The 12,413-nt window shown below is 59.5% G+C and carries 7 protein-coding genes; 5 read left to right on the forward strand and 2 right to left on the reverse strand.

Annotation, left to right across the window (positions count from 1 at the left end; all coding sequences use genetic code 11):
* Positions 1 to 37 precede the first annotated feature (37 nt).
* From aceE to msrA, 5 genes are all read left to right on the forward strand, one after another.
* A complete protein-coding gene (gene aceE, locus QMK51_RS26020) occupies positions 38 to 2,683 on the forward strand; it encodes a pyruvate dehydrogenase (acetyl-transferring), homodimeric type (RefSeq protein WP_253417082.1) in 2,646 nt (881 codons plus the stop codon).
* Between the two features lie 11 nt (positions 2,684 to 2,694).
* A complete protein-coding gene (gene aceF, locus QMK51_RS26025) occupies positions 2,695 to 4,674 on the forward strand; it encodes a dihydrolipoyllysine-residue acetyltransferase (RefSeq protein ID WP_320392461.1) in 1,980 nt (659 codons plus the stop codon).
* 408 nt (positions 4,675 to 5,082) lie between these two features.
* Positions 5,083 to 6,477, forward strand: coding sequence for an alkaline phosphatase D family protein (locus QMK51_RS26030; RefSeq protein ID WP_320392462.1), 1,395 nt, complete (start codon positions 5,083 to 5,085; stop codon positions 6,475 to 6,477).
* Between the two features lie 232 nt (positions 6,478 to 6,709).
* Entirely contained in the window at positions 6,710 to 9,403 is a 2,694-nt protein-coding gene (locus QMK51_RS26035) for a putative bifunctional diguanylate cyclase/phosphodiesterase (RefSeq protein ID WP_320392463.1), read from the forward strand.
* A gap of 184 nt (positions 9,404 to 9,587) precedes the next feature.
* Complete coding sequence (gene msrA, locus QMK51_RS26040; protein ID WP_052965113.1) at positions 9,588 to 10,235, forward strand: peptide-methionine (S)-S-oxide reductase MsrA; 648 nt, start codon at positions 9,588 to 9,590, stop codon at positions 10,233 to 10,235.
* Positions 10,236 to 10,384: 149 nt separating this feature from the next.
* Here the strand turns inward: msrA and QMK51_RS26045 are convergent, their stop codons facing one another.
* On the reverse strand, positions 10,385 to 11,224 hold the full coding sequence (locus QMK51_RS26045) for a 23S rRNA (adenine(2030)-N(6))-methyltransferase RlmJ (RefSeq protein ID WP_010464314.1): 840 nt from the start codon (positions 11,222 to 11,224) through the stop codon (positions 10,385 to 10,387).
* A 247-nt stretch (positions 11,225 to 11,471) separates the two neighbouring features.
* On the reverse strand, positions 11,472 to 11,795 hold the full coding sequence (locus QMK51_RS26050; RefSeq protein ID WP_320392464.1) for a hypothetical protein: 324 nt from the start codon (positions 11,793 to 11,795) through the stop codon (positions 11,472 to 11,474).
* Positions 11,796 to 12,413 lie beyond the last annotated feature (618 nt).

The raw sequence follows: 12,413 nt of genomic DNA on the forward strand, positions 1-12,413 counted from the left end.
AACCGATTCTGGAAGCCTTTCCGCCCTGGAGCAAGCCATGCAAGACCTCGATCCCGTCGAAACCCAGGAATGGCTGGACGCCCTGGAATCGGTTCTCGACAAAGAAGGCGAAGACCGTGCTCACTATCTGATGACCCGTATGGGCGAACTCGCAACCCGTAGCGGTTCGCAATTGCCTTACGCCATCACCACGCCATACCGCAACACCATTCCCGTTACCCACGAAGCACGCATGCCTGGCGACCTGTTCATGGAACGCCGCATTCGCTCGCTGGTACGCTGGAACGCGATGGCCATGGTGATGCGCACGAACCTGAAAGATTCTGACCTGGGCGGTCACATCTCCAGCTTCGCCTCCAGTGCAACCCTGTACGACATCGGCTTCAACTATTTCTTCCAGGCCCCGACCGACGAACACGGCGGCGACCTGATCTACTTCCAGGGCCACACCTCGCCAGGCGTTTACGCCCGTGCATTCATGGAAGGCCGCATCACCGAAGACCAGATGAACAACTTCCGCCAGGAAGTCGACGGTCAGGGCCTGTCGTCCTACCCGCACCCTTGGCTGATGCCTGACTTCTGGCAGTTCCCGACCGTATCCATGGGCCTGGGTCCGATCCAGGCGATCTACCAGGCACGCTTCATGAAGTACCTGGAACACCGTGGCTTCATCCAGCCGGGCAAACAGAAAGTCTGGTGCTTCCTGGGCGACGGCGAGTGCGACGAGCCGGAATCCCTGGGTGCCATCTCGTTGGCCGGCCGCGAGAAGCTGGACAACCTGATCTTCGTCATCAACTGCAACCTGCAGCGCCTTGACGGCCCGGTTCGCGGCAACGGCAAGATCATCCAGGAACTCGAAGGCGTGTTCCGCGGTGCTCAGTGGAACGTGACCAAAGTCATCTGGGGCCGTTTCTGGGACCCACTGCTGGCCAAGGACGTCGACGGCATCCTGCAACGCCGCATGGACGAAGTCATCGACGGCGAGTACCAGAACTACAAAGCCAAAGACGGCGCATTCGTGCGCGAACACTTCTTCAACACGCCAGAACTCAAGGCGATGGTTGCCGATCTGTCCGATGACGAGATCTGGAAGCTCAACCGTGGCGGCCACGACCCGTACAAGGTCTACGCGGCGTACCACGAAGCGGTCAACCACAAAGAACAACCGACTGTCATCCTGGCCAAGACCATCAAGGGTTATGGCACCGGTGCCGGCGAAGCGAAAAACACTGCGCACAACACCAAGAAAGTCGACGTCGACAGCCTGAAGTTGTTCCGTGATCGTTTCGACATCCCGGTCAAGGACGACGAACTGGAAAACCTGCCATTCTTCAAACCGGAAGAAGGCAGCGCCGAAGCCCGTTACCTGAGCGAGCGCCGTACCGCACTGGGCGGTTTCGTGCCTCAGCGTCGCGCCAAGAGCTTCAACATCCCGACCCCTCCACTGGACACCCTCAAGGCGATCCTGGATGGCTCGGGCGACCGTGAAATCTCCACCACCATGGCCTTCGTGCGGATCCTCGCGCAACTGGTCAAGGACAAGGAAATCGGCCCGCGCATCGTCCCGATCATCCCGGACGAAGCCCGTACCTTCGGTATGGAAGGCATGTTCCGCCAGTTGGGCATCTACTCCTCCGTCGGCCAGCTCTACGAGCCAGTCGATAAAGACCAGGTGATGTTCTACAAGGAAGACCAGAAGGGTCAGATCCTCGAAGAAGGCATCAACGAAGCGGGCGCCATGAGCTCCTTCATCGCTGCCGGCACTTCGTACTCCAGCCACAACCAGCCGATGCTGCCGTTCTACATCTTCTACTCGATGTTCGGCTTCCAGCGTATCGGCGACCTGGCTTGGGCCGCTGGCGACAGCCGTACCCGTGGCTTCCTGATCGGCGGCACCGCCGGCCGTACCACCCTGAACGGTGAAGGCCTGCAACACGAAGACGGTCACAGCCACCTGCTGGCTGCCACCATCCCGAACTGCCGCACCTACGATCCAACCTACGGCTACGAGCTGGCGGTGATCATTCAGGACGGCATGAAGAAGATGACCGAAGAGCAACAGGACGTCTTCTACTACATCACCGTTATGAACGAGTCCTACCAGCAGCCAGCCATGCCGGCCGGTGCCGAAGAAGGCATCAAGAAAGGCATGTACCTGCTCGAGGAAGACACCCGCGAAGCGGCGCACCACGTTCAGCTGATGGGCTCCGGCACCATCCTGCGTGAAGTCCGTGAAGCGGCGAAGATCCTGCGTGAAGAGTTCAACGTCGGCGCTGACGTGTGGAGCGTTACCAGCTTCAACGAACTGCGTCGCGATGGCCTGGCCGTTGAGCGTACCAACCGTCTGCACCCTGGCCAGAAGCCTAAGCTGAGCTATGTCGAAGAGTGCCTGAACGGCCGTAAAGGTCCGGTCATCGCCTCTACCGACTACATGAAGCTGTTCGCCGAGCAAATTCGTCAGTGGGTCCCGTCCAAGGAATTCAAAGTCCTGGGCACCGATGGTTTCGGCCGCAGTGACAGCCGCAAGAAGCTGCGTCACTTCTTCGAAGTCGACCGTCATTTCGTGGTGTTGGCAGCCCTGGAAGCCTTGGCTGACCGTGGTGACATCGAACCTAAAGTGGTGGCTGAAGCCATCGCCAAGTTCGGTATCAACCCGGAAAAACGCAACCCACTGGACTGCTGAGGAGACACTCTGTGAGCGAACTCATTCGCGTACCTGACATCGGCAGCGGTGAAGGTGAAGTAATTGAACTGTTTGTGAAGGTCGGCGACCGTATCGAAGCCGATCAGAGCATCCTGACACTGGAATCGGACAAGGCGAGCATGGAAGTGCCTGCGCCTAAGGCCGGCATCATCAAGAGCCTGAAAGTGAAGCTGGGCGATCGCCTGAAAGAAGGCGACGAACTGCTGGAACTGGAAGTCGAAGGTGCCGCTGCCCCGGCCCCTGCGGCTGCCGCTGCGCCAGCTGCCAAGGCTGAAGCCAAGCCGGCTGCTGCACCTGCGCCGGCGGCTCCTGCTGCCGCGCCGGCTGCCGCGCCGGCTGCCGCGCCGGCTGCCGCCAGCATTCAGCAAGTGCACGTGCCGGACATCGGTTCGTCGGGCAAGGCCCAGATCATCGAGATCCAGGTCAAGGTCGGCGACACCGTCGAGGCTGATCAGTCGCTGATCACCCTGGAATCCGACAAGGCCAGCATGGAAATTCCTTCGCCCGCTGCGGGCGTGGTTGAAAGCATCAGCGTCAAGCTCAACGACGAAGTCGGCACTGGCGACCTGATTCTGGCCCTGAAAGTGGCGGGTGCTGCTGCACCGGCCGCTGCCGCGCCAGCTCAGGCTGCTGCGCCTGCTGCCGCTGCTCCGGCGCCTGCCGCCGCAGCCCCGGCGGCACCGGCTGCCGACAGCGTTCAGGATATTCACGTCCCGGACATCGGTTCGGCGGGCAAGGCCAAGATCATTGAAGTGCTGGTCAAGGCTGGCGACACCGTCGCTGCCGACCAGTCGCTGATCACCCTGGAATCCGACAAGGCGAGCATGGAAATTCCATCGCCTGCCGCCGGTGTGGTGGAAAGCATTTCCATCAAGCTGGATGACGAAGTCGGTACCGGCGACCTGATCCTGAAGCTGAAAGTCAAAGGCGCGGCGCCTGCTGCGGCCCCGGCTCCAGCCGCTGCTGCTCCGAGCGCTCCTGCTGCACCTGCTGCTCAGGCTGCAGCCGCGCCTGCAGTTGCCGCCCCGGCCGCTGCTCCAGCCAAGCCTGGCGCCAAGGTTCACGCAGGCCCTGCGGTGCGCCAACTGGCCCGTGAATTCGGCGTCGAGCTGAGCGCGGTCAGCCCAAGCGGCCCGCACGGTCGTGTGCTGAAAGAAGACGTGCAGGTTTACGTCAAAGCCATGATGCAGAAGGCCAAGGAAGCACCGGCCGCTGGCGGCGCAACTGGCGGCGCGGGCATCCCGCCGATTCCGGTCGTGGACTTCAGCCGCTTCGGTGAAACCGAAGAAGTGCCGATGACCCGCCTGATGCAGGCCGGCGCTGCCAACCTGCACCGCAGCTGGCTGAACGTGCCACACGTGACGCAATTCGACTCGGCGGATATCACCGAGCTGGAAGCGTTCCGTATCGCGCAGAAAGCCGTGGCCGAGAAGGCTGGCGTCAAGCTGACCATCCTGCCGCTGCTGCTCAAGTCCTGCGCTCACTTGCTCAAGGAACTGCCGGACTTCAACAGTTCGCTGGCGCCAAGCGGCAAGGCGATCATTCGCAAGAAGTACGTGAACATCGGTTTCGCGGTCGACACCCCGGATGGCCTGCTGGTACCGGTCATCAAGAACGTCGATCAGAAGAGCCTGTTGCAATTGGCAGCCGAAGCCGCGGCCCTGGCTGAAAAAGCCCGGACCAAGAAGCTCTCGGCCGACGACATGCAAGGCGCCTGCTTCACCATTTCCAGCCTCGGCCACATTGGCGGCACCGGCTTCACGCCGATCGTCAACGCGCCGGAAGTGGCGATCCTCGGTGTTTCCAAGGCAACCATCCAGCCAGTCTGGGACGGCAAAGCCTTCCAGCCGAAACTGATGCTGCCCCTGTCGCTGTCCTACGATCACCGTGTGATCAACGGTGCCGCCGCTGCACGCTTCACCAAGCGTCTGAGCGACCTGCTGGCGGACATCCGCACCATCCTGCTGTAACACCGGCTGGCCCTCCTTGACCGGAGGGCCCGTCGCGTTCCATGTTTTCCGAGCGCCACGCTCGTACCTCAACCCCGCCAATTTGGCGGGGCTTTTTTTTGCTTTAAACGCAATCCATGTGGGAGCGGGCTTGCTCGCGAAAACGGTGTATCAGGCGACATCAATGTTGAGTGTGCCACCGCCTTCGCGAGCAAACCCGCCCCCACAGATTCCGCACCTTGATTGACGGGTGTTGAGCCCTCCTCTACGCGTTCTTCCTACATCCAAGGCTTACGTTGCTTACAACTCAAGTCCACTTCTGCCCGATATTTTTCGCGAACCAATAACTAGTCTTAGTTTCGAGGATTCCCAATAGGAACTTCGATTACTTAATCAGCTTAGTTAGCATTACCTCGAACGGATTCGAATATGTTCAAACCTACTGTCGGCCCTATCATTGGCCACACCACAACTAACCATGCCCGCATTTTCTTGCGCGGAGAGTCACAGGACAATGCCTTGGTATTTGCAGGCATCCGTTATCGACGCACTGGCGAGGAACACTGGTCCAAAGGCCTATTTGCAAAACTGACCATCGTGCGGGATATGTCTGATGTGATGACACTCAACGATCTTGCCAGCGATACCGACTATGAATACCAGGCCGGCTGGTTCAGCCCCATGAGCCCGGTGCATACCGTGGAGACGGTTCAGGAGTTGCCGCTGCAATGGCCGCGGGAGATCTACCGCTTTCGCACTCAGTCCAGCAAAACCACAACGCCACGGGCGTATATCGTCGGCTCATGTCGTTACTTGCGAATGACTGCTGGCATTGCGTCGGCACCGCATCTGGGCGACCGGATTTTTGCCTCGATCACAAACCTGGCGGAACGCGCCGAGCCGCCCATCAGCGCCATGCTGATGACGGGTGACCAGATTTACGTCGACGACCTGAACCTCTTAGCCCCCGACCGGGAATACAAAGACATCCTCAGCAAGTACCGCACGGCTTTTTCGCAGCCTCATATCTCGAAGTTAATGTCCGGCGTGCCGACTTACATGATCCTCGACGACCATGAAATCGAAGACAACTGGCCGACCAACAAAAGCAAGGCCGATGATTACTTATATAAAAACGCCATTGCAGCGTATGAGTTATATCAAGCCAGCCACAGTCCCGCCCATGAACTGCTTGGCAACGGGCAAGTAAGCAGAAGACTGGAACAGTATTGGTATCAGTTCTGCGAGGGCGATATCGAATGGTTTATTACCGACAGCCGAACCCGACGCAATCTGTCAGCCAACGACCGGCGCATCCTTGACGAAGAACAGGAACAGGCGCTGCTCAAATGGCTCATCAACAGCCCTGCCCGGGTCAAATTCGTGGTCACCAGCGTCATGTTTTACCCCGACCGCAAAAGCTATGGCGATGACGCCTGGAAAGCCTTCCCGGAACAACGGCTACGGCTGCTGGAGACGATTCGCACGCGCGGCATCAAGAACGTCTTCTTCATTTCCGGCGATGTCCACGGCTCCCTGACCAGCCGCCTGACCCACACCGAGGATTCGGATTTCGAAGTTCACACCATCGTGTCTTCACCGCTGTGCAACAGCAAACTGCTGCCGTATGCCAAGGCATCGACCTTCATCCTCGATCAAGCGCTGGCCCGAACAGCCGCCGGAGACTATCGGCACGAATTGACCAGTGAAGTGATCAGCCTGGACAACTTTGCCCATCTGATCGTCGAGGCCGAACAGGTTCGCGTCAATTATCACGATCGGGATGGCAAGCCATTACAGTCGATCAGCATCAAATTGCGTTGAACCCGAAAAGATCGCAGCCTTGGACAGCTCCTGCGGGCTGCGATTTTTCGGCCCACACCACTACTTTCATCCATGAATTGGAGAAATCTTCGCCCCTGCCGACATATTCTTATAGCACTTGGCCTTCATGTCTCTTGTCAGTCGGTGTCGCAATGATGCAACCTTGCCGCAGGCGACAGTAAAGAGGGCGAGAGCCCGGCGCGATCAGCATATTCGAAGCGAGTTTCCCTCCATGAAAAGCCAACCCGATGCCGCCAGCCGTATGGTGGCCGAGGTAGTGACGCAGTTGCCTGTGCCCTCGCGGCTCGGCATGCTGCGTTTCGAACGGCTGAATGAACCGAGCTGGGCACTGCTGTTTCTCGATCCCAATTGCGAACGACAGTTCGGCCTGCCGGCCGTGGAGCTCTGTGCCCTGGTCGGCTCGCCCTACGCCAGCCTGATGGAGCCCGAGGCGCGCTATCAACTGCACGACACGATCCAGCAGCAACTCACCGCAAACCCGCATTATCTGATCCGCTACACCTTGCACACCGCCGCCGGCGAACTGAGCCTGCTGGAACTGGGCGAAGCTTACAAACAACACAATCGGCACCTTCTGCGCGGCTACCTGATGGTCGTAGACGGCTTGTTCATCGATGACCCCCTGCTGCCGGTGCTGGATCTGGAAACCCAGAATTCGCGCCTGCAAATCGCCCTGGAACTCAATCAACGTGCCCAGCAGGAACAACTCCAACACCTGGAGCGGGTGCGCGCCCAGCAAGACCTGATTCTGCTGCTGACCCGCCAGCGCTACAGCACCAACAACTCCCTGCAAGAAGCCGCCGAGCTGATCACCCGTAGCGCCTGCGATATCTATGAAATCGACTGCGCCAGCCTGTGGAACCTCGACGGTTCGCTACTGACGCCGATCTCGGCCTATCACCGCGCCACCCGCAATCACAAACTGCCGGAACCGATCGACGTCAGTGGCTTTCCCGATTACCTCGACGCCTTGCACACCGGCCGCGCCATCGACGCCCATAACTCCATGCGTGACCCGCGCACCCGGCACATGGCCGAGAGCCTGCGCCCCCGCGACGTCAACGCCATGCTCGACGCCAGCATCCGTATCGATGGCCAGGTGGTCGGCGTGCTCTGCCTGGAACAATCCGGTGTGACCCGCGCCTGGCAGTCGGACGAAATCGCCTTCGCCGGCGAACTGGCGGATCAGTTCGCCCAGGTCATCAACAACCACAATCGCCGAACCGCCACCAACGCCCTGCACCTGTTCCAGCGTGCAGTGGAGCAAAGCGCCAACGCCTTTCTGCTGGTCAATTGCGACGGCGTGGTGGAGTACGTCAACCCAAGCTTCACGGCGATCACCCAGTACACCACCGAAGAAGTCCACGGCCAGCGGCTGTCGGAACTGCCGGCGCTGGAAAACCTCAGCGAACTGCTGTTCGACGCGCCGTCTGCACTGGCCAAGAGCAACAGCTGGCAGGGCGAGTTCAAGAGCCGACGCAAAAACCTCGAACCCTACTGGGGCCAGTTGTCGATTTCCAAGGTCTACGGCGACAACCGCGAACTGACCCACTACATCGGCATCTACGAAGACATCACCCAGACCAAGCTCGCCCAGCAGCGCATCGAGCGCCTGGCTTACACCGACAACCTGACCAACCTCGGCAACCGCCCGGCGTTCATTCGCAACCTCGACGAACGTTTCGCCCGAGACAGCGATACGCCGATCAGCCTGCTGCTGGTGGACATCGACAACTTCAAGCGGATCAACGACAGCCTCGGCCACCAGACCGGCGACAAGCTGCTGATCAGCCTGGCCCGGCGCCTGCGCAACAGCCTGAGCCCGAGCGGCAGCCTGGCGCGTTTTGCCAGTAACGAATTCGCGGTGCTGCTGGACGACACGGACCTCTCGACTGGCCAGCAGGTCGCCAACCAATTGTTGGCAACCCTCGACAAACCGATGTTCGTCGACAACCAGTTGATCAGCGTCACCGGCTCCGTGGGCCTGGCCTGCGCGCCGCTGCACGGCCGCGACCCACAGACGCTAATGCGCAACGCCGGCCTGGCGCTGCACAAGGCCAAGGCCAACGGCAAACACCAGGTACAGGTGTTCACCGAAGCGCTGAACGCCGAGGCCAGCTACAAACTGTTCGTCGAAAACAACCTGCGTCGCGCCCTGACCCAGAACGAGCTGGACGTGTTCTACCAACCCAAGCTGTGCCTGCGCAGCGGTCGTTTGCTGGGGATGGAAGCGCTGCTGCGCTGGAACCATCCGGAAAAGGGCATGATCCGCCCGGACCAGTTCATCAGCGTGGCCGAAGAAACCGGGCTGATCATCCCCATCGGCAAATGGATCGCCCGCCAGGCCTGCCGCATGAGCAAAGACCTGACCGCCGCTGGCCTGGGCAACCTGCAAGTGGCGATCAACCTGTCGCCCAAGCAGTTCTCCGACCCGGACCTGGTGGCGTCCATCGCCAACATCCTCAAGGAAGAAGAGCTGCCGGCCAACCTGCTGGAGCTGGAACTGACCGAAGGCCTGCTGCTGGAGGCCACCGAAGACACCCACTTGCAGCTCGACCAGCTCAAGCGTCTGGGCCTGACCCTGGCCATGGACGACTTCGGCACCGGTTACTCGTCACTCAGCTACTTGAAAAAATTCCCGATCGACATCATCAAGATCGATCGAAGCTTCATCCACGAAATCCCGGACAACCAGGACGACATGGAAATCACCTCCGCCGTAATCGCCATGGCCCACAACCTGAAACTCAAGGTCGTGGCTGAAGGCATCGAGACGGCCGAGCAGCTGGCCTTCCTGCGCCGCCACCGCTGCGACGTCGGCCAGGGCTACCTGTTCGACCGACCGATCCCGGGTTCCGAGCTGATCGAAAAGCTCAAACGCTACCCGCGCGGCCCACTCGCCTGAGCACACCGCAATCCCTGTGGGAGCGAGCCTGCTCGCGATAGCGATCTATCAGTGACGTGGATTCTGACTGACACACCGCTATCGCGAGCAGGCTCGCTCCCACAGGGATAGTGCGTAACTGACCGGCATTAGGCACACTGGCAGTCTGTTTATTTACATCTCAACCTGACTGAGAGGACTGATCATGGTTCTGCGCTCGGAAATTCTGGTGAACAAAAACGTGCTCCCGACTAAAGAACAAGCTCTGCCTGGCCGTGAAACCCCGATGACCGTACCGGAGAAACACTTCGTTCACGACGCGCCGTTGCTGGGCCCGTTCGCGATGGACGTGGATTTCGCGATCTTCGGCCTGGGCTGCTTCTGGGGCGCGGAGCGCAAGTTCTGGCAGCGCGAAGGCGTGGTCAGTACGGCGGTGGGTTACGCCGGCGGCTTTACGCCAAACCCGACGTATGAAGAAGTCTGCTCGGGCCTGACCGGCCACAGCGAAGTGGTACTGGTGGTCTACGAGCCGGCAAAAGTCAGCTACGAACAGTTGCTGAAGATGTTCTGGGAACTGCACAACCCGACCCAGGGCATGCGCCAGGGCAACGACATCGGCACCCAGTACCGCTCGGTGATCTATGCCACCAACCCGGCACAACTGGCTGCGGCCAAGCACAGCGAGCAAGTATTCCAGGCCGAGCTGACCAAGGCTGGCAAAGGCACCATCACCACCGAAATCGAAGAAGCGCCAACGTTCTACTTCGCCGAGGCGTATCACCAGCAGTACCTGGCGAAAAACCCTGAAGGGTATTGCGGGATTGGCGGTACTGGCGTGACTTGCCCGATCTGATCTCAGGCCCCAAAAAGCTTCGCGAGCAAGCCCGCTCCCACACTGGATCTGTGCCTGACCACACCCTTGTGATCGACATAGCCCCCTGTGGGAGCGGGCTTGCTCGCGAAGGCGTCCTTTCAGACGCCATCAATCCATCTGATCAGCAATCAACTCTCAGCAATCAACCAATCCATCTGCCACCCACCCTGAGTCTGACCAAGCTTCTTGGACAACCACGGCAGCAACTCACGCAATTCCTCTTCCAGCCCCCAAGGCGGATTGGCAATCGCCAACCCCGAGCCATTCAGGCTATTGGGCGTATCCAGCGGATGCACCAACAACTCCACCCGCAACAACTTCGGCGCGCCCGTGCCGGCCAAGTCCTGATAGAACCGCCGCAACATGCGCTGATCCTTCACCGGGTACCAGATCGCCGCCACCGTCTGCCGCATCCGGCCAATCGCCTCTTTCAGCGACGCCGCACAACGCTGCATCTCATCGAGCTGCTCGAACGGCGGATCAATCAACATCACCGCCCGCTTCTCCTGCACCGGCAACATCGCCCGCGGCACATGCCAGCCTTCACCCAAGTGAACCTTCACCCGACGATCACCGGCCATGTTGTCCTTGAGCAGCAAGCCGTCTTCGGGGTGCTTCTCATTGAGCATCACCCGATCCTGCGGCCGCGTCAGCCGCCGCGCCAGCTCCGGCGATCCCGGGTAATAGCGCAACTGGCCATCCGGGTTCATGTCGTGCAGCACCTTCATGTAATCGGCGGTCAACGCCGGCAAATCCGGCTGATCCCACAACCGCGCGATGCCTTCCAGGTACTCACCGGTACGACTGGCCTGATCGCCCTGAAGGTCATACAGACCAATACCGGCGTGAGTGTCGAGATAGGCAAACGGCTGCTCCTTGCGCGACATCAGGGCGATGATGCGGGTCAAAGTCAGGTGTTTGAACACATCGGCGTGATTGCCGGCATGGAAGGCGTGACGATAATTCATGATTGCTCCTGCGAAGGCCGGGAAGTTTACCTTGTACGGCGCAGAACGTCAGGGGTTCGCGGCTGAGCGGGCAATCCTGATGCCGCCAACTCTACACGGTGATCGTTCCCACGCTCCGCGTGGGAATGCCTCAAGGGACGCTCCGCGTTCCAGCCACGCAATCGAATTCGCGCCTGACACCGATGTGACGCAGAGCGTCACGGGCTGCATTCCCACGCAGGAGCGTGGGAACGATCATTCTGCGGCGTTACTCCGAAGGCCGAGCCCGCAATCGTCGCCCAATCACATCCAGCACGTCACAGCCATCGCGCAATGGAATAGCGCAGAGCAAGGCAAAGTCACTGAGAATGAAGGACTCACACTCGACTGAACCGCGCATCGACATGTTCTCCAGCACCTGCGTGACGGCGCGAATTCGATAGTTGGCGGCGTCGCATAAAACATCGAGCGGCGCGTGGGTATCGACGAACAGTGTGGGCATGTCGGTGCAGTTGCTGGTGAGCGCCATGAAGCGGCTTTCGGGGTGTGGGATTGGCTTTTCGTAGGGAGGATCGGGGTGAAGTGCTTTCATTTTCAAATTCCAGAGGCAGTAAATAGGAACTGCCATCAGCCTTCCTACAGGCTGGGGTGGCAGCTATGCGCGGGGTAGGAATATCGAGGCCTTTGGAAAACTCGACCACGCCGAAGCGTGCCCGCGCACAACCGCCGCAACTGATCTTACGGACGCACGTTAACGGCCGCAAACCAAGCTTCGACGCTAATACATTTCCAACGACTTTGAAGGGTTCCTACACCCCGCCACTGAATTTTCAGTGACCACCAGAGACTATCGATGGAAAACATTTCACACCAGTTCATGGAAACCGATACGAGTTGAAGGAAACTTCCGAAGACCTTGCTCAGAAATTTCGCTCAAAAAAGCAAATGTGACGAAAGGCTTCACTGACGCTTGGCTTGATTTCGCCACCTGTTGAATCCACAACCTATAGCTGCCGCTCAGCAACGACAGAATTCGGCCCAGAGTGTGTAAAAACGCCTACCACTTTCTTGCCGCCGAATTCAGACGGAGCAGAATGCCAAGCTATCAAGATCTATCTCGGCGTAGCTCCCCAAATCGCCTTTGTAGAGATAGATCTTGGACACTCCTAGCTCGTATTGTAAGAACTCAACAAGTTTTCTAAGGCTACCG

Source organism: Pseudomonas sp. P9_31, assembly GCF_034008235.1.
Classification (GTDB): domain Bacteria; phylum Pseudomonadota; class Gammaproteobacteria; order Pseudomonadales; family Pseudomonadaceae; genus Aquipseudomonas.

What these genes read in the sequence shown, in the direction of transcription:
- aceE (WP_253417082.1), top strand. Translation starts at nt 38, where the DNA reads ATGCAAGACCTCGATCCCGTCGAAACCCAGGAATGGCTGGACGCCCTG.
- QMK51_RS26030 (WP_320392462.1), top strand. Translation starts at nt 5,083, where the DNA reads ATGTTCAAACCTACTGTCGGCCCTATCATTGGCCACACCACAACTAAC.
- QMK51_RS26035 (WP_320392463.1), top strand. Translation starts at nt 6,710, where the DNA reads ATGAAAAGCCAACCCGATGCCGCCAGCCGTATGGTGGCCGAGGTAGTG.
- msrA (WP_052965113.1), top strand. Translation starts at nt 9,588, where the DNA reads ATGGTTCTGCGCTCGGAAATTCTGGTGAACAAAAACGTGCTCCCGACT.
- QMK51_RS26045 (WP_010464314.1), bottom strand. Translation starts at nt 11,224, where the DNA reads ATGAATTATCGTCACGCCTTCCATGCCGGCAATCACGCCGATGTGTTC.
- QMK51_RS26050 (WP_320392464.1), bottom strand. Translation starts at nt 11,795, where the DNA reads ATGAAAGCACTTCACCCCGATCCTCCCTACGAAAAGCCAATCCCACAC.